Source organism: Bacillus sp. 3a, assembly GCF_017161885.1.
GTDB classification, from domain to species: domain Bacteria; phylum Bacillota; class Bacilli; order Bacillales; family Bacillaceae; genus Bacillus; species Bacillus safensis.
Map to the genome: position 1 here is coordinate 1886931 of NZ_CP067376.1, position 16824 is coordinate 1903754.

The following is a 16824-nucleotide window of genomic DNA, read 5'->3' on the forward strand; positions in this document are numbered from 1 at the left end:
TTTTCACAAAGGGGAGGATGAAAGAAATGAAACGGAATCCACTTATACCATTTTTATTGATTGCCATTTTAGGTATTGGACTCACTTTTTTCTTATCAATGAAGGGGCTGAAAGATGAAGAAAAAATTGCCTCTGGGGGCAAAGAGCAAAAGCAAGAAGAGACAGCAAATGCAACGCCGGAAGAATTGTATAAGCAGAACTGCATAAGCTGTCACGGGGAAAACTATGAAGGCGGCGCAGGTCCTGCATTAAAAGGTGTTGGAGACAAGCTTGAAGTAGCTGACATCAAGAAGAAAATTCAAGAAGGCGGCAACGGGATGCCAGGCGGGCTGATTCCAAATGAAAAGCTCGATGAAATGGCGGAATGGGTGTCTAAAATTAAATAATCTTACACAAAAAGCTCTTTTTCAAAAGAAGAGCTTTTTTCATTTGAAAACGACTTTTAAAAAGTCCATAATTTATATAAGATAGACAAGTATGAACATTAAAGAAAAGTAGTGATACGTATGAATGAAATGAATTTATCGAAACGATTAAAAAAAGTCGCGGACTTTTTACCAGATGAGGCAGTCTTCGCTGATATCGGCTCAGACCATGCCTATTTGCCATGCTATGCGATTCTGCATCAAAAAGCAGTGAAAGCCATTGCTGGTGAAATTACTGATGGACCGCTTCAATCGGCGCAGCAGCAAGTACATAGACTTGAATTAGATGAACAGATATCGGTCAGAAAAGGAAATGGCCTTGAAGTCATTGAAAAAGGCGAAGTGAATGCAGTGACGATTGCAGGTATGGGCGGGGCACTCATCGCAAGCATTCTAAATGAAGGAAGACATAAGCTCGCCGGCCATGAGCGGCTCATTCTTCAGCCGAATATCCATGCCCACCATATTCGTTTATGGCTTTATCAAGAGGGGTATGAATTGATAGATGAAGTCATTTTAGAAGAGGACGGCAAAATATACGAAATCATCATCGCAGAAAAAGGCGATAAAGATAAAGCCTATAAAGGAATGTCACTTGAAGCAGGCATACTGGTAGGTCCGTTTCTTGCGAAAGAGCAAAATGACGTTTTCCAGCGCAAGTGGATGCAAGAGCTTCAGCATATGGAGAAGATAGAAAGTCAAATTCAGCAGGCGGCGCGGACAGAAGAAAATAAAGAACGCCTTGAAGAGCTGAATGAGAAAATAAAGATGCTAAAGGAGGTTTTGACTGTTGGCTAAAACAGTAAATGGGCATGAAATCATCCAATTGTTTGAACAATTCTCACCAAAGGCGTACGCCATGGAAGGGGATAAAATTGGTCTTCAGATTGGGACTTTAAATAAAAAAGTAACCAATGTGATGATCACCTTGGATGTATTAGAGAATGTAGTAGATGAGGCGATCGAGCGAAAAGTGGATCTTATTATTGCTCACCATCCGCCGATTTTTCGACCATTAAAACATGTAGCGACGGATCAGCCGGCTGGACGGATCATTGAAAAATGCATCAAACATGATATTGCGGTATATGTGGCACATACGAATTTAGACGTAGCTGATGGCGGAGTCAATGACCTGCTTGCTGAGGCCTTAGAGCTCGAAGAAACAAGAGTGTTAGTGCCGACATATGAAGATCCGATCAAACAGCTTGCTCTGTATGTCCCAGAGGAATTTGAAGAGGCCATCCGGACAGCTTTAGGAAATGCGGGCGCCGGCCATATCGGCAACTACAGCCATTGTGCGTTTTCAAATGAAGGGACAGGCAGCTTTCTGCCATCAGAAGAAGCTGAGCCGTTTATTGGTGAGTCGGGTCAATTAGAATTTGTGAAAGAAGTGCGGATTGAAACCATTTTCCCAGCAAGTATAGAAAAACAAGTGATTCGCGAAATGATCAAAGCACATCCTTATGAAGAAGTCGCCTATAGTGTACACACGACAGACCTTCCTCCTATTCAAAAAGGTCTTGGCCGTATTGGAGAGCTAAATGAGCCAATGACACTAAGAGATTTCACGCAATTTGTGAAAACGAAGCTAGATGTGAATGGTGCTCGTTTTGTAGGAGACCAAAACGCTGTTGTGAAAAAAGTGGCGGTGCTTGGCGGAGACGGAAATAAATATATCCATCAAGCGAAAAGAATGGGTGCAGATGTGTATGTGACAGGAGACCTTTATTTCCATGTTGCGCACGATGCCATGATGCTAGGGCTGAACGTTGTGGACCCAGGACATTATGCTGAAAAGATTATGAAAGAGGGCGTAAAGGCGAAGCTTCAATCGCTATGTGCGGATAAAAAATATGACGTACAGCTCTTTGTTTCTGAATCAAACACAAACCCATTTCAATTTATGTAAACAAAAAACGTCAGAGCATATCCGCTCTGACGTTTTCTTATTTCTTTGTTTTGACGCGAGGTAAAATTTTAGAAAGAGGGACGGTTCGTTCAATCTTCCAAGTTGTTTCATCATCTGGTTCATAGTTTTCTAAGAAACGAATGACTTCCTTTGTAATAGGTGTTGGTGTTGAAGCACCAGCAGTAACGGCAACGGTTTTGACGCCCTGCAGCCATTCCAGCTTGAGTTCACTTAAGTCGCCAATACGGTAAGCCTGCGTTCCGGCAATCTCCATTGACACTTGTGCGAGACGGTTAGAGTTATTACTTTTTGGATCGCCGACAACAATGGTTAAATCGGCTTGGCCAGCTTGCTGCGATACAGCTTCCTGACGCACCTGTGTCGCAAGGCAAATTTCTTGATGATACTCGACGTGAGGGTATTTCTCTTTAATCAGCTCCATCAGGTCGTGGACATCCCATTGAGACATCGTCGTTTGGTTCGTGATGAGCAGTTTTTCTGATGTTAAATCGAGTGCCTCAATGTCAGCTTCTGTTTCGACAAGATGTACCTTGTCAGGGGCTACTCCGACAGCTCCTTCTGGCTCAGGATGACCCTTTTTCCCAATATAAATAATGTCATAGCCATCGGCTGTTTTCTCTGAAATGAGTTCGTGTGTTTTCGTTACATCGGGACAGGTCGCATCAATGGCGACAAGGCCTTTTTCTTCTGCGATTTGACGAACCTCAGGAGAAACGCCGTGAGCTGTGAAAATGACTGTTCCACTTTCAACCTGCTTTAAAATGTCTAAGCGGTTTGGTCCGTCCAGTGTGTAAATGCCATCTTCTTCGAAGGCATCAGTGACATGTTTGTTGTGCACAATCATACCTAATATATAAATTGGGCGTGGCAAGTTCTTATCAAGTGCGGCATTTTTAGCAATGACCATTGCATCCACAACGCCATAGCAATAGCCACGCGGCGATATTTTAATTACATTCATTTATTCGTCCTCCTGTAGGGAAGTGCTGCTAGAGAAGAACAATATAAAAAGCCGTAAAAAACGGCTTTTTATCATTCTCTTGCTTCCATTATAGCCAAAGTAAGCGTATATATCAAAGATTGTTATACGCAGTGAACACTTCGCCGTTAAAAGATCACTAGACATATAGTTTTGGAACAGAGCTGCCAGATCTTTTTTTCGGTTTTGCTTCAGGAACAGATGATGTGTGAGGTGCTGTTTTTTTGACGAGGATGTCTTCTGGTTCTTTATTTTTTTCTATTTCGTCAGTTTGTGCTTCTTCCTCGTGCACTTCTGTTTCCGCGCTAGTCTCCGTTGATTCTGCATCAGCATCATTTGCACTTTCTTCATCATCATCCGCACTGCCAAGCTGGCTGTACAGTTTAATCATCGCCGGCAAATTTCTCACTAAAGGACCGTATTGCTGAATCATTGGCGTAAATTGCTGCGCCATCCCGAGCACTTTTTGAACATTTCCTAACATGCTTGAGAGGGTCGCAGGATTTGTGAAGCTCTGGATTCCTTGTAATCCCGCACCACCTCCAGAGACTCCAGCTCCTCCTGCGCTAGGAAGAAATTTAGAGAGCATGCCTTTAATTCCTGCTCCGCCGCCTAGTGCACGGCTCTCACCTCCTGGAATTCCGCCCATCCCGGGTAAACCGCCTCCCTGTACAGACGGGGAGCGAGGCATCATTTGCTGAAATGGATTGCCTTGCCCTTGAAAAGGCTGTTGGATAGGAGGCTGCTGCCCTCTTTGAAATATTCCGGGCTGTCCGCCATTTCCAAGGTGCCGGCGTGAGGGACGGCGCGGCTGAAAATCGCCCATAGGCCTTTGCCCTAACATACTTGTACCTCCCTTACTGCATTCTCTTTCTCTTCATAGGTTATGCAAGGAAGCATCAATTGGTTTCCTGTAGGAAAAGCGGACATGGTTTTTTTACTGAAAATCAGCTATAATGAGGAGATGAGCAAAAAGGCACTGCCTTAAGGAGTGAAAACATGAAAGAAACGAAATTTACGACATATGAATTAAAGCCTTTTATTATAGATGCTATTCATGAACTAGGCTTTTATGAGCCGACTGATATTCAAAAAAGAATCATCCCTGCTGTTTTAAAAGGAGAAAGCGTGATTGGCCAGTCACAAACCGGAACAGGAAAAACTCATGCCTACTTACTGCCGCTGATTCATTCAATTGATCCAAGCAAAGAGCAGGTACAAGTGGTGATTACTGCACCTACAAGAGAATTAGCCAATCAAATTTTCAAAGAAGCTCAAACGATTTTAAAGAATGCTTCTCCAGAAGAAGAGATCAAAGCAAAGCTTTACATTGGCGGAACGGACAAGCAGAAATCAATTCAAAAGCTAAAAAACCAGCCGCATTTGGTTGTCGGTACACCTGGACGTATTGCTGACCTCATTCATGAGCAGGCGCTGAATGTTTACAAAGCGACCTCTCTTGTTATTGATGAGGCTGATTTAATGTTGGATATGGGATTTTTAGAAGATGTGGACCGTATCGGTGCACAAATGCCAGAACAGCTGCAAATGCTTGTGTTCTCTGCAACCATCCCAGAAAAACTAAAGCCTTTCCTGAAAAAATATATGGACAATCCAAAGTATGCACATGTTGAACCAAGACGGATTACAGCTGAAAACATTCAGCATATTTTAGTTCCGTCTAAACAGCGTGATAAATTAAAATTGCTCCATGAAATGGTGACGAATGTACAGCCATATTTAGGGATCATTTTTGCCAATACAAAAACAACTGTTGATGAAATCGCATCGTTCCTACAAGAAAAAGGAATGAAAATCGGTGTGCTCCATGGCGGATTGACGCCGCGCGAACGTAAAAAAGTCATGAAACAAATTGAAGATTTGGAGTTCACTTATATTGTGGCATCAGATCTTGCAGCTCGCGGGATTGACATTAAAGGCGTCAGCCACGTGATTAACTATGAACTTCCATCTGATCTTGATTTTTATGTGCACCGCGTTGGAAGAACAGCTCGTGCGGGTTCATCTGGAATTGCTATGACCATTTATGAGCTGGCTGATGAGGATGCACTCATTCAAATTGAGAAAATGGGCGTTGTGTTTGAAAACAAAACCATTGTTCATGGCGAATGGCGAGATGCAGATGACCGTCTGAAGCGTCAAAGACGTAAAAAAGCCCCAAATGAAATTGAAGAAAAAGCAAAACGTCTTGTGAGAAAACCGAAAGCCGTCAAACCTGGATATAAAAAGAAAATGACACGTGAGATGGATAAAATCAAAAGACAGGAATGTAGAAAGTCAAAGCGTAATGGAAAGTAGGGGGAAACATTGTTAAAGATTGGTTCACATGTATCCATGAGCGGAAAACATATGCTTCTTGCAGCGAGTGAGGAAGCTGCCTCTTATGGTTCGAATACGTTTATGATTTATACAGGTGCACCGCAAAATACGCGCCGTAAAAAAATTGAAGACCTCAATATTGAAGCTGGACAAGCGCATATGAAAGAGCATGGCATGACGGATATCGTCGTGCATGCTCCGTATATTATCAATATTGGAAATACAGTGAATCCAGCGACATTTGAGCTTGGTGTAGACTTCCTTCGCTCTGAGATTGAGCGTACGGAAGCGCTGGGAGCAAGACAAATTGTTCTCCACCCGGGTGCGCATGTCGGAGCAGGAGCAGAGGCAGGGATTCAAAAAATCATTGAAGGTTTAAACGAAGTCATTGTGAAAGGTCAAGAGGTTCAAATTGCACTTGAAACAATGGCGGGAAAAGGATCAGAGTGCGGAAGAAGCTTTGAAGAGCTTGCCCAAATTATCGACGGAGTGACACATAACGAAGCTCTTTCTGTCTGCTTTGATACGTGTCACACGCACGATGCTGGTTATCCGATTGTGAGTGACTTTGATGGTGTGTTAGAAGAATTTGATCGAATTGTTGGTATTGACCGAATCAAAGTTCTTCATATTAATGACAGTAAAAATGTGCAAGGCGCAAGAAAAGACCGACATGAAAATATCGGTTTTGGTGAAATTGGTTTCGATGCACTGAGCTATATTGTGCATCATCCGCAGCTTCAAGATGTGCCGAAAATTCTAGAAACGCCTTATGTAGGTGAAGATAAAAAGAACAAAAAACCACCTTACAAATTCGAAATTGCCATGCTGAAAGAAAAGCAATTTGATGAAGGCTTACTAGATAAAATTACGGGTCAGTAAAAAAGGATGCAACATGTTGAGGTGCCGCTAAATGCGGCCCTTTTTTGCTTAACTTGTAAACTGGTTAAATAAATCATTCACAGTCTGTGCTGTCTGTTTAGAAGTAATCGCTTCCACTTGCTTAAGAAGCCGGTTACGCTCTGAGTCATTAAAAATATTGATGTTTTTCCCGTTCATGAGTTTGGCCACCTCAGCAGCTTGATGAGACGTTAAACTGACGCCATACTGTTTCGCATACCTTAACAGATCATTTGCTGTGATCTGATTGAGCCGCTGCAGGACAATTTTTTGAATTAAAATCAATTCCATTCCTCCCCTCTGTAACAATGTATGGGCGAAAACGGAAAATGTGCAAAAAATTTTATTTTATTCTGTGAAATGATAAAATAGTAAAGTGGATAAAATGTTCATTGAAAATTTAACTTGTGTAGAAGGGAGAACGTATGGCAAATAGTAAACAGCATAAAAAGGAATCAGTGCCTCATTTTATTTTGAGAATTTTTCTGATTCTAGTAGGAGCTGCATGTGCAGCAGTCAGCATTGAATTATTTTTAGTGCCAAACAATATTATTGATGGGGGCATCATCGGCATTTCGCTTATTTTGGATTATCTCTTTACAGATAACCCGTTTATTAATTTTGCGACGATTGTTGTCATTTTAAATATTCCATTTATGATATCAGGATACAAGCATATTGGGAAAACCTTTCTGATTTCCACTGTGATTGGGATTGTCAGCTTAGCCGTGATTGAATCTTCACTTCATCATGTGGAGGCATTTACAACACAGCCGATCTTAGCCACTGTATTTGGCGGACTATTACTTGGATTTGGTGTTGGACTTGTCATCCGTAATGGAGGTTCAATGGATGGAACAGAGATCTTGGGAATTCTTCTGACGAAAAAAATTCCTTTTTCCGTCGGTGAGTTTGTCATGATCGTCAATGTGTTCATTTTTATTTGGGCGGGCTTTGTTTTTGGACCAGAGCAGGCTATGTATTCTGTCATGACATATTATTTGGCAATGAAAACAATTGATGCTGTCATTCAAGGGCTTGATGAAACAAAAGCTGTCATTATCGTCTCAGACTATTATGATGAAATTTCAGATGCGATTCTGCATCGACTCGGCAGGGGAACGACAAAGCTGAGAGGAAAAGGCGGCTATACAGATGAAGAAAAAGATGTCATCTACGCCGTTGTCACAAGGCTTGAAATTACAAAGCTGAAATCTATTGTATTTGAAATTGATGACCAAGCATTTATCACGATTATGGATACGCATGAAACAAAAGGCGGTAAGTTCAAAACAGCCATTCATTAGCTTTTATTTTACTTTTTTATCTTTCTTTTATATAATGAAATGTATGTATGGACAGAGAAAATGGCAAAAGCCATTTTCTTTTTGTTGTATAAATCGTAATCATTCTTTTTATATTGATTAAAGGTGGAAAGATTCATGGCAAAGCCAATTATTGAAATGAAGGACATTTCGTACTCGTATGGACAGCGAAATGTCATTGATCACATTCATTTAACAGTAGAGGAAGGAAACTTTCTAGCACTTGTTGGACCGAATGGTTCTGGTAAAACAACCTTATTAAAATGCCTGCTTGGGCTCATTAAACCGCAGCAGGGTGAATTAAAGCTATTTGGCACGCCTGTCTCAAAATTTAGAGACTGGGATCAAATTGGATTTGTTTCTCAAAAGGCGAATAGCTTTAATACAGGTTTCCCTGCTTCTGTGTATGAGGTCGTCGCAAGCGGACTGACCGCAAAAATTGGTTTGTTTAAACGAATGAGCAAACAGGATAAATGGCAAGTGGAAGATGCCATTCGCTCAGTTGGCATACAGGACTTAAAGCATCAAAACATCGGTGAGCTTTCTGGCGGGCAGCAGCAGCGTGCATTTATTGCCCGTGCGCTTGTCAGTCAGCCGAAGCTGCTCATTTTGGATGAGCCCACGGTTGGAGTAGACCAGCGGACAGTAGAAGGCTTTTATCAGCTGCTCGAAACATTGAACAAAGAAAAAGGAATGTCTTTAATTCTCGTCACACACGACGTTGGCACCGTTTCTGATAAAGTCACCCATGTGGCTTGTTTAAATCAGACACTGCATTTTCACGGGGATGCAGAAGCGTTTGATTCAATGGATGATCAGGCGCTATCCCAATTTTACGGGCATGACATTCAAGTGATTCATCACGATCATCACCATCATGGGGGACATGAATAATGCTATTTCCATTTTTTCATTATGAATTTTTACAAAATGCGTTTATCGCAGGGTTACTGATTGGTTTTATTGCGCCCTTACTTGGTGTATTTATTGTCGTAAGAAGGCTTTCGCTTATTGCAGATGCCCTCAGTCACGTATCACTTGCCGGTATTGCCGCAAGTTTATTTCTTGATAAAAAGTTTGGCCTTTTGACAGGGGTAAGCCCGCTCTACTTAGGGATGGCTTTTTCTGTTGCAGGTTCATTGTTTATTGAACGCTTGCGCTCCGTGTATAAGCATTATCAGGAGCTTGCCATTCCCATCATCTTATCAGGTGGTATTGGGATTTCCGTCATCTTCATTTCACTAGCGAATGGCTTTAATACAGATTTGTTTAGTTATTTATTCGGAAGTGTCAGTGCGGTTTCAAGACTTGATCTTTGGATTATTGTAGGGATCTCACTCGTTGTTGTGTTAGTTGTTGTGCTTTTATATAAAGAATTGTTTCTGCTTTCTTTTGATGAAGAGCATGCAAAGGCTTCTGGTATTTCAGCAAAATGGATTCATTTTATTTTTATCTTAGTCGTTGCACTTGTCATTGCGGCATCGATGCGTATCGTCGGTACACTGCTTGTGTCGGCGCTCATGACGCTTCCTGTTGCAGCAAGTATCCGCATTGCCAAAGGATTCAAACAGGCGATTTTCCTTTCGATCTTGTTTGGTGAATTGTCTGTATTGGCCGGATTGATTTTAAGCTATTATCTTGATTTAGCGCCAGGCGGAACCATTGTGATGCTGTCCATCTTGATTTTAATCGGGTGTATTAGTATTGGGAAATTCAGAAGGGGGAATCAACATGAACGTACAAGAAGCGCTTGATTTATTAAAGGAAAAAGGCTACAAATATACAAGCAAACGTGAAGACATGCTTCAATTGTTTTCTGATTCTGATAAATACTTGACCGCTAAAAATGTGCTGACAGCACTAAGTGAAGACTACCCGGGTCTCAGCTTTGATACGATTTATCGAAACTTGTCACTATATGAAGACCTTGGAATATTAGAAACAACGGAATTGTCAGGGGAGAAACTATTCCGTTTCAAATGTTCATTTTCCCATCATCACCATCACTTTATTTGTCTTACATGCGGGAAAACAAAAGAAATCGATGCCTGTCCTATGGACAAGCTTGACGCCGATCTAGAGGATTATCATATTAGCGGACATAAATTTGAAATATACGGAACGTGTCCTTCCTGCGAACCGAAGGAAGTTCACTCGTGAAAAAAAGCCAGCCATGGAGCTGGCTTTTTTGTTTTGTCTTTTGAAAACGTTTTACAATGGGTGGCTGTTTCATTAAAATGAGATCAAGGTAATACAACGTGCAATTTGAGTCTTTTGGAGTAAAGGGAGGGGTCAAAAGTGGCATATTACGTCGTGTTTGATGTAGGCGGGACGAGAACGAAACATGGATTAATGGATCAGGATGGAAAGCTAATCACTAGCGGTGACTATCAGACGAACTGCCGGCAGCTTGAACTGTTTTTAGAAGCAATGGCGGATGTGGTCAGGGAATATCAAAGGATGCAGGATGTCAGGGGTATCGCCATCAGTCTTCCGGGCTTTGTGGACAGTGAATCAGGTTATACAGAATTTGCAGGCGCCATCATCGCCTTAAATGGTCAAAATGTAAAAACACTTTTAGAAGAGAAAACATCTCTTCGTGTAGAAGTGGAAAATGATGCAAACTGTGCAGCTCTCGCAGAAAAATATAGCGGCCATGCGAAAGAGTGTGACAGCTTTATTTGTATGACGCTTGGCACAGGTGTTGGCGGTGGTATTTTCGCTGGTGGTCAGCTTGTGCGCGGGGCTTCCTTTCGCGGCGGTGAATTTGGCATGATGCTGACAGAAACAGACAATGGACAATTTACAACACTCAACAGCAGCGCTTCAACGGCTGGACTCATTCGCAGCTATAAAGAAAAGCAAGGAATTCCGCAAAGTACACAAATAGACGGACAAGACATTTTTGAAAAGGCGAAGCACGATCCGTCCATTGAAAAACTGGTGGATCAGTGGTACAAGCGAATCGCCATTGGCATTTACAATGTAGCAACCGTCCTCAATCCAGAGAAAATTCTCATTGGCGGCGGCGTGAGCGCAAGACCAGATTTACTATCAAGTATTGAGAAACACCTACATACACTGCCTGCGTGGAAGAACATTCAGGTGAAGCTGGAAACGTGTTATTACTTGAATCAGGCAGGCATGAAGGGAGCGTTGTACCATTTCCTCATGAAAGAAGGGCAGCTTGCTCCATCGAAAAAGCCGATACAATAAATGTATCGGCTTTTCTACCTTAATAAGCAGCTTGCAGACTTTGTTCATATTGTTTGATCCATTGAGACGCTTCGTGCCAGTTGTTTACGCGAATAATTCTGTCGTCAATTGGCATCTGGTTATAAGGGGAGTTAAAAAGTATAACCGGGATGTCTGCCTCTTTTGCAATCATTGTGGCATTGCCGTGATGGTCTTCAAAAAATACATCAATCTTGTGCTTTTGAACGGCTTCCAGCTTATGATGACCGCCAACCAGCTCAATGTCATCATAATGCACGTCATGTTCTTGAAACCACTTGTAGGTGATATCTGAATGATGCTGCCTTCTTGCTGTAATATAAATCAATTTGTGCTGCTGTTTCATTTGATCGAGGATCTCTTTAGCACCCTCAGCAGGCTTTGCCTGTTTATAAATAAGAGGCTCATGCTCATTCATCCAGCCCCAAAATTCTTTTTGAGAAATCTTTAAAAGCTTCGTCAAATCATATTCTGTCATATCATCTAGTGTCATGGCACATTGGAACGACTCGTTTAAATAGGGAACAAAGGTGTCCTGTGCCGTCACTGTACCATCAATATCAATTCCTAAACGTAACATGCCCACACTCCTCATTTTTATACTCTTAAAGTGTAACATAATCATTTCACAATTCCAGCAAGTTTTAGCAAACATGAAACAGACATTTTTGCTCATACTAAAAAAGCTCCTTTCTATTAACCAAAAGGGGGAATTGATCATGGAAAGAGACGAGGATTTCAGAAGAAATGATCGTGAAATCGACACACACTTTAGTAATGATGATGGCTATTTAGAGGAAACAGCTGCTGAAATTGCAGAGCCATATCAAGCTTCAAGAGATCGAGAAGATAGACGAGGACGTGACCAAGCAGGTGACGATTCAGGCAGTAAAGGGATAGGCTATACAGCACTCGCGATTGCGATTATCTCATTATTTGTCTTGCCGGTGCTATTAGGGGTAGCGGCCATCGTCGTTGGTTATATTGCACGAAGAAAAGGAGCACATGCGCTTGGCGCGTGGTCAATTGGGATCGGAATTGTTTCCGTCATCCTAGGCATATTTATCACCCCGTTCTTTTAACAAGAACAGAAAAACGCCTGACAATGACGTCAGGCGTTTTTTGTTAAGCATTCGCTTGTTTTTCTTTTTCAGCTTCCATTTTTGCATAATGTTCTTCAGCGATTTTATCGATTTCTTTTTTCAGTTCTTCGACCATTGTTTCTTCCGGTACTTTACGAACAATCTCACCTTTACGGAACAATAAGCCTTCGCCTCTAGCGCCTGCGATGCCGATATCTGCTTCACGCGCTTCACCTGGACCATTTACAGCGCAGCCGAGAACTGCTACTTTAATCGGAGCTTTGATTTTAGAAATATATTCTTCGACTTCATTTGCAATGCTGATAAGGTCAATTTCAATTCGTCCACAAGTTGGGCAGGAGATTAGTGTTGCTGCATTTGATGCAAGACCAAATGATTTCAACAATTCACGTGCTACTTTTACTTCTTCAACTGGGTCAGCACTTAATGAGATACGGAGTGTGTTCCCAATCCCCATATTCAAAATAGCGCCAAGTCCAGCTGCACTTTTGACTGTACCTGCAAATAACGTACCTGATTCTGTAATCCCAAGATGAAGAGGATAATCAAAGGCTTTCGCCGCTTTTTCGTATGCCTCAATTGCAAGGTTTACATCAGATGCTTTCATACTGACGATGATGTCATGAAAGTCTAGGTCTTCTAGAATTTTAATGTGATGCAGTGCACTTTCGACCATACCATCTGCAGTTGGGTAGCCGTATTTATCAAGAATCTTTTTCTCTAATGAACCAGCGTTTACCCCAATACGAATTGGAATGCCTTTTTCTTTTGCTGCTTTGACAACAGCTTCAACTTTTTCTCTTCTTCCAATGTTTCCTGGATTGATTCGGATTTTGTCTGCGCCTGCTTCAATCGCTTTCAGTGCAAGCTTGTAGTCAAAATGAATATCCACAACAAGCGGGATGTTAATTTGTTTTTTAATGTCCGCAATTGCATTTGCTGCACGCTCATCTGGACATGCGACACGCACGATTTGACAGCCTGCCTCTTCTAAACGTTTAATTTCAGCGACTGTCGCTTCGACATCATGTGTTTTGGTTGTTGCCATACTTTGAATGACAACCTCATTATTTCCACCTATAGTTAAAGGTCCCACTTTGACGGGACGCGTTTTAGTACGATGTGTGACTTCACTCACTTGTCAATCGCTCCTTAGTGTACAAGCAATTCTTTGCCGTGTACGTCGTGTTTTACAGTTCATATTGTAACAGTCTCTTCGTATGAATGACAAGGAATTAACGTTTTATCTCTTATAGACAGGAAACTTATATGTACTGCCTGCTCTGATTTCGTTCGCTTTCACACCTTGATTCAGCTCCTCGAAATCTTTAATGACATCATCAAGTGGCTTGCTTGTATGTACGATGGAGAGGACCGTTTCACCTTGTTTTACCGTAACGTTCTTATATGTCTTTTTCTCAGCTGTTTGAAGGGCACTTGCTGGAACGGCTGGGTTTTCCTCAACAGGAATGGTTCCATTTTTTAAATCAAAAAAGATAATAAAGAGGACAAATAAACTGATTAGTAAAAAAAGAATTCGCCGCATTTTACTCACCGCTTTTAAGAGTTTACTTCAGTCTATGCATGTCCTGAAATGATAGAACCAAAAAAGAGGAGAAAAGCTGGAAAGGATGGTTCTAGTTCGTTCTAGTATGTCTTGTAATAAAACTGCTTGGGTCGTTGGTGTAAATAGGAGAGCAATCTCATATGGCGATTATGATAAAATAAGAAAGGGGGAGATTTTATGAAGAAAGTTAGTCAGCATATATATGTGAGAACACTGACAGAAAATGATGCAGAATCACTGTTAACATTAGAACTTGAGAATCGCTCATATTTTCAGGAATTTACACCTTTGATCAAAGATGATTTCTTCACGTTACCTCGTCAAATTGAACGAATTCAGCGGAGTAGGCAAAGAAGAGAACAAGATGAATCATACATGCATGGTATCTTCTTAAATGAAACAGGTGACTTAATTGGGACGATCTCTTTAAGTTCTGTCGTAAGAGGTCCGATAGAAGGAGTTTGACTCGGGTATGTACTCGATCAAAGGCAGGGCGGAAAAGGATATATGACAGAAGCCATTCGTTTAATCATTGACTATGCCTTTTTTGAGTTGAATCTCCACCGGATTGAGGCTGGAGTAAAGCCGAGTAACAGGGGTTCCATTCGTGTGCTTGAAAAGACAGGTTTTGAAAATGAGGGACTAAATCGTAAAAAAGTAAAGATTAACGGAGTGTGGGAGGATCATTATTTATTTGCGATCATCCATCCAGATGAGTCCTAGCGTATGAACATACATAAAAAGCTCCTCCGAGACGGGGGAGCTTTCATTGTGTAGACAAATCCTTGTTGGATGGATCATTTGCTTTTTTTTGCAGGTATTTCTTTTACAACAAGATATAAAAAGATAAAGTTAATGACCCAATTCAATAAAAATGAGTTTGCAACAGGTGTGTTTAATGCACTCATGATGGCGAAAAAGACCGTGGTTAATGTGAGTGAATAAGCGGAGAGCTTCCAAAGCATTTGGAAAGACAGCTCTTTTTGCTGCATTCGTTTAATAAATGTACCAAGCATTGCAAGGAATGTTGCGCTAATAAACATGAGCGCCGCAGTTGATAAATATAGCAGTACACAGATGACAGGGATAATAATCGCTTGGTTCTGATTTGTGACGCGAGCAAGTTCGTCTTTTGTCAGCGTTCCGCCTAGGAGCTGGTATGGAATATCTGTCATTTGCCCATCAATCGCAATCACTGCTTTTTCCTTTAATAAAGCAATGGCTGTTTGCTTTGATTCAAGTTCACTTGCTTTTATTTTTTCAGCAGGATCAAAGATGATCGTAATGCCGTTTTCTTCTTTTTCTATTGGTGCACTTTGATTCGCTTGAAGCTTTCCTTTTTCAATTGAAAAGTCGGGTAAATCTTTTTTGATCACGTGCTGAAATCCTGACATCGCATTCGAGATCTCTTGACTCATGTGATATCCCTGAGGAACTGCTGCGATAATTGAAAGGATAAAAATGAATAAAATCGCTTTACCGATCCCTGTAAAACGTGCTTTGGCAACATCTTTTGGTGAATAAATTCCTTTTAACAATAGATTAAATACGTTCAATACCCATTCACTTCCTACATTCTTTTCTATTTCTCATATTGTATCAATGTCTATCCATCAAGTACAAGTATGGCCTCATCACTGGTTAAGATAGAAGGAATGAGGCATAATGTATACAGCATATAAAAAGGAGGCGGCAGGGTCTTGGACGTGCTTTATTGGATACTGATTGGCTGTGCATTTATCATTGCGTTTGTTGGACTGGTTTATCCAATTATTCCGAGTGTGGTCTTTATGGTACTCGGATTTATTCTATATGGCTTCTTCTTTAGTTTCGAGCCGCTTACACTGACGTTCTGGCTCATTCAAGCGATGTTTACTGCCGTCTTATTTGCGGCGGATTATGTTTCAAATCTTATAGGGGTCAAGCGCTTTGGCGGCAGCAAGGCAGCTATTTGGGGAAGCACCATTGGGTTATTAGCTGGTCCTTTTGTGATCCCCATTGCAGGAATTATTATTGGTCCATTTCTCGGGAGTGTCATTGCAGAGCTCCTTGTTCATCAAAAAGATTTGAAGACGAGTGTGAAAGTCGGATTAGGCTCATTAATTGGATTTGTATCAGGTGTTTTTGCAAAAGGATTGATTCAGGCGCTAATGCTGGGCATCTTTTTATTTTATGTCCTTCGCTAAGTTGAAAAAGGGTGTTTAAAACTTTTTCTAAAGGGCTAAATACAAAATAAACACTGAAATGTTTCAGAACATGAGCAATAACGTTGAAACAAGCTGTTTCTTTTGATACTCTTTGAGTAGGGTGAATTGCTGACTTACAAAGGAAGCATTTCAGTACATACATTTTAAGGAGGAAATTAACCATGGCTTTTAAACTTCCAGAATTACCATATGCTTACGATGCATTAGAACCACATATCGACAAGGAAACAATGACGATTCACCACACAAAACACCACAACACATATGTAACAAACTTAAACAAAGCAATCGAAGGTGTATCAGCTCTTGAAGATCAATCAATTGAAGAGCTAGTGGCTAACTTAAACTCAGTGCCTGAAAACATTCGTACAGCTGTACGTAACAATGGCGGAGGACATGCGAACCACTCATTATTCTGGACGCTTCTTTCACCAAACGGTGGCGGCGCACCAACTGGTGAACTTGCAGATGCAATCGAAAAAGAATTAGGCGGATTTGAAAAATTCAAATCTGATTTCGCTGCAGCAGCTGCAGGACGCTTTGGTTCTGGTTGGGCATGGCTTGTTGTGAACAATGGAAAACTTGAAATCACAAGCACGCCAAACCAAGATTCTCCTTTAACTGAAGGAAAAACGCCAATTCTAGGACTAGACGTTTGGGAGCATGCTTACTACCTAAACTACCAAAACCGTCGTCCTGATTACATTTCAGCATTCTGGAATGTTGTGAACTGGGATGAAGTAGCTCGCCTTTACAGCGAAGCAAAATAATGATTTGATTCTAAAAGACCTGCTTTCAAGAGAAGCAGGTC

General features: G+C 41.3%; 20 protein-coding genes and 1 pseudogene. 14 read left to right on the forward strand and 7 right to left on the reverse strand.

The window, feature by feature from the left end; all coding sequences use genetic code 11:
• The first annotated feature begins 26 nt into the window (after window positions 1-26).
• The 3 genes from cccA (at window position 27) to JJ692_RS09510 (ending at window position 2337) form a co-directional block, all read left to right on the forward strand.
• On the forward strand, window positions 27-386 hold the full coding sequence (gene cccA / locus JJ692_RS09500) for a cytochrome c550 (RefSeq protein WP_024423014.1): 360 nt from the start codon (window positions 27-29) through the stop codon (window positions 384-386).
• Between the two features lie 120 nt (window positions 387-506).
• Complete coding sequence (locus tag JJ692_RS09505; RefSeq protein WP_044332048.1) at window positions 507-1223, forward strand: tRNA (adenine(22)-N(1))-methyltransferase; 717 nt, start codon at window positions 507-509, stop codon at window positions 1221-1223.
• Window positions 1216-2337: a Nif3-like dinuclear metal center hexameric protein gene (locus JJ692_RS09510; RefSeq protein WP_025092953.1), complete on the forward strand. Its 1122-nt coding sequence runs from the start codon at window positions 1216-1218 to the stop codon at window positions 2335-2337. The genes JJ692_RS09505 and JJ692_RS09510 overlap by 8 nt, the downstream gene beginning before the upstream one ends.
• A gap of 37 nt (window positions 2338-2374) precedes the next feature.
• Here JJ692_RS09510 and JJ692_RS09515 read toward each other — a convergent pair whose 3' ends face one another.
• Together JJ692_RS09515 and vrrA are read right to left on the reverse strand one after the other, a co-directional pair.
• Window positions 2375-3319 (reverse strand): 4-hydroxy-3-methylbut-2-enyl diphosphate reductase, encoded by a 945-nt coding sequence (locus JJ692_RS09515; protein ID WP_024423011.1) that lies wholly within the window; start codon window positions 3317-3319, stop codon window positions 2375-2377.
• A 157-nt stretch (window positions 3320-3476) separates the two neighbouring features.
• Complete coding sequence (gene vrrA / locus JJ692_RS09520; protein WP_206533694.1) at window positions 3477-4181, reverse strand: VrrA/YqfQ family protein; 705 nt, start codon at window positions 4179-4181, stop codon at window positions 3477-3479.
• Between the two features lie 155 nt (window positions 4182-4336).
• Here vrrA and JJ692_RS09525 point away from each other — a divergent pair, with 155 nt between their 5' ends.
• Complete coding sequence (locus JJ692_RS09525) at window positions 4337-5656, forward strand: DEAD/DEAH box helicase (RefSeq protein ID WP_206533695.1); 1320 nt, start codon at window positions 4337-4339, stop codon at window positions 5654-5656.
• Window positions 5657-5665: 9 nt separating this feature from the next.
• Entirely contained in the window at window positions 5666-6559 is an 894-nt protein-coding gene (locus JJ692_RS09530; protein ID WP_024427965.1) for a deoxyribonuclease IV, read from the forward strand.
• Between the two features lie 48 nt (window positions 6560-6607).
• Here JJ692_RS09530 and JJ692_RS09535 read toward each other — a convergent pair whose 3' ends face one another.
• On the reverse strand, window positions 6608-6862 hold the full coding sequence (locus JJ692_RS09535; protein ID WP_024423008.1) for a DUF2624 domain-containing protein: 255 nt from the start codon (window positions 6860-6862) through the stop codon (window positions 6608-6610).
• 140 nt (window positions 6863-7002) lie between these two features.
• Here JJ692_RS09535 and JJ692_RS09540 point away from each other — a divergent pair, with 140 nt between their 5' ends.
• From JJ692_RS09540 to JJ692_RS09560, 5 genes are all read left to right on the forward strand, one after another.
• Entirely contained in the window at window positions 7003-7884 is an 882-nt protein-coding gene (locus JJ692_RS09540) for a YitT family protein (RefSeq protein WP_024423007.1), read from the forward strand.
• Between the two features lie 135 nt (window positions 7885-8019).
• Window positions 8020-8796 (forward strand): metal ABC transporter ATP-binding protein, encoded by a 777-nt coding sequence (locus tag JJ692_RS09545; protein WP_024423006.1) that lies wholly within the window; start codon window positions 8020-8022, stop codon window positions 8794-8796.
• Window positions 8796-9656: a metal ABC transporter permease gene (locus tag JJ692_RS09550; RefSeq protein ID WP_024423005.1), complete on the forward strand. Its 861-nt coding sequence runs from the start codon at window positions 8796-8798 to the stop codon at window positions 9654-9656. The genes JJ692_RS09545 and JJ692_RS09550 overlap by 1 nt, the downstream gene beginning before the upstream one ends.
• Window positions 9634-10062 carry a zinc uptake transcriptional repressor Zur gene (gene zur, locus JJ692_RS09555; protein WP_003217433.1) on the forward strand — a complete coding sequence of 143 codons (429 nt, stop codon included), beginning with the start codon at window positions 9634-9636 and terminating at the stop codon, window positions 10060-10062. The genes JJ692_RS09550 and zur overlap by 23 nt, the downstream gene beginning before the upstream one ends.
• A gap of 138 nt (window positions 10063-10200) precedes the next feature.
• A complete protein-coding gene (locus JJ692_RS09560) occupies window positions 10201-11118 on the forward strand; it encodes an ROK family protein (RefSeq protein ID WP_144490318.1) in 918 nt (305 codons plus the stop codon).
• 19 nt (window positions 11119-11137) lie between these two features.
• Here JJ692_RS09560 and JJ692_RS09565 read toward each other — a convergent pair whose 3' ends face one another.
• A complete protein-coding gene (locus tag JJ692_RS09565) occupies window positions 11138-11716 on the reverse strand; it encodes a 5' nucleotidase, NT5C type (protein ID WP_151040075.1) in 579 nt (192 codons plus the stop codon).
• Between the two features lie 139 nt (window positions 11717-11855).
• On the opposite strand from JJ692_RS09565, the gene JJ692_RS09570 reads away from it, so the two are divergent.
• Complete coding sequence (locus JJ692_RS09570) at window positions 11856-12218, forward strand: DUF308 domain-containing protein (RefSeq protein ID WP_024423002.1); 363 nt, start codon at window positions 11856-11858, stop codon at window positions 12216-12218.
• Window positions 12219-12261: 43 nt separating this feature from the next.
• Here the strand turns inward: JJ692_RS09570 and ispG are convergent, their stop codons facing one another.
• Window positions 12262-13377, reverse strand: a complete 1116-nt coding sequence (gene ispG, locus JJ692_RS09575; protein ID WP_024423001.1) for a flavodoxin-dependent (E)-4-hydroxy-3-methylbut-2-enyl-diphosphate synthase — start codon at window positions 13375-13377, stop codon at window positions 12262-12264.
• A 105-nt stretch (window positions 13378-13482) separates the two neighbouring features.
• Window positions 13483-13785, reverse strand: a complete 303-nt coding sequence (locus JJ692_RS09580) for a hypothetical protein (RefSeq protein WP_039180007.1) — start codon at window positions 13783-13785, stop codon at window positions 13483-13485.
• A gap of 198 nt (window positions 13786-13983) precedes the next feature.
• On the opposite strand from JJ692_RS09580, the pseudogene JJ692_RS09585 reads away from it, so the two are divergent.
• A pseudogene (locus tag JJ692_RS09585) lies at window positions 13984-14529 on the forward strand (GNAT family N-acetyltransferase).
• A gap of 74 nt (window positions 14530-14603) precedes the next feature.
• Here JJ692_RS09585 and JJ692_RS09590 read toward each other — a convergent pair.
• Window positions 14604-15362, reverse strand: coding sequence for a DUF1189 domain-containing protein (locus JJ692_RS09590; protein WP_144490317.1), 759 nt, complete (start codon window positions 15360-15362; stop codon window positions 14604-14606).
• 144 nt (window positions 15363-15506) lie between these two features.
• Between JJ692_RS09590 and JJ692_RS09595 the strand changes: the two genes are divergently transcribed.
• Together JJ692_RS09595 and sodA are read left to right on the forward strand one after the other, a co-directional pair.
• Window positions 15507-15992: a DUF456 domain-containing protein gene (locus tag JJ692_RS09595; protein WP_039180001.1), complete on the forward strand. Its 486-nt coding sequence runs from the start codon at window positions 15507-15509 to the stop codon at window positions 15990-15992.
• Between the two features lie 182 nt (window positions 15993-16174).
• Window positions 16175-16783 carry a superoxide dismutase SodA gene (gene sodA, locus JJ692_RS09600; protein ID WP_007501264.1) on the forward strand — a complete coding sequence of 203 codons (609 nt, stop codon included), beginning with the start codon at window positions 16175-16177 and terminating at the stop codon, window positions 16781-16783.
• Window positions 16784-16824 lie beyond the last annotated feature (41 nt).

Bases quoted from the DNA above. Each gene is read 5' to 3' on its own strand.
- cccA (WP_024423014.1), top strand. From the start codon at position 27: ATGAAACGGAATCCACTTATACCATTTTTATTGATTGCCATTTTAGGT.
- JJ692_RS09505 (WP_044332048.1), top strand. From the start codon at position 507: ATGAATGAAATGAATTTATCGAAACGATTAAAAAAAGTCGCGGACTTT.
- JJ692_RS09515 (WP_024423011.1), bottom strand. From the start codon at position 3,319: ATGAATGTAATTAAAATATCGCCGCGTGGCTATTGCTATGGCGTTGTG.
- vrrA (WP_206533694.1), bottom strand. From the start codon at position 4,181: ATGTTAGGGCAAAGGCCTATGGGCGATTTTCAGCCGCGCCGTCCCTCA.
- JJ692_RS09525 (WP_206533695.1), top strand. From the start codon at position 4,337: ATGAAAGAAACGAAATTTACGACATATGAATTAAAGCCTTTTATTATA.
- JJ692_RS09540 (WP_024423007.1), top strand. From the start codon at position 7,003: ATGGCAAATAGTAAACAGCATAAAAAGGAATCAGTGCCTCATTTTATT.
- JJ692_RS09545 (WP_024423006.1), top strand. From the start codon at position 8,020: ATGGCAAAGCCAATTATTGAAATGAAGGACATTTCGTACTCGTATGGA.
- JJ692_RS09550 (WP_024423005.1), top strand. From the start codon at position 8,796: ATGCTATTTCCATTTTTTCATTATGAATTTTTACAAAATGCGTTTATC.
- zur (WP_003217433.1), top strand. From the start codon at position 9,634: ATGAACGTACAAGAAGCGCTTGATTTATTAAAGGAAAAAGGCTACAAA.
- JJ692_RS09565 (WP_151040075.1), bottom strand. From the start codon at position 11,716: ATGTTACGTTTAGGAATTGATATTGATGGTACAGTGACGGCACAGGAC.
- JJ692_RS09570 (WP_024423002.1), top strand. From the start codon at position 11,856: ATGGAAAGAGACGAGGATTTCAGAAGAAATGATCGTGAAATCGACACA.
- JJ692_RS09580 (WP_039180007.1), bottom strand. From the start codon at position 13,785: ATGCGGCGAATTCTTTTTTTACTAATCAGTTTATTTGTCCTCTTTATT.
- sodA (WP_007501264.1), top strand. From the start codon at position 16,175: ATGGCTTTTAAACTTCCAGAATTACCATATGCTTACGATGCATTAGAA.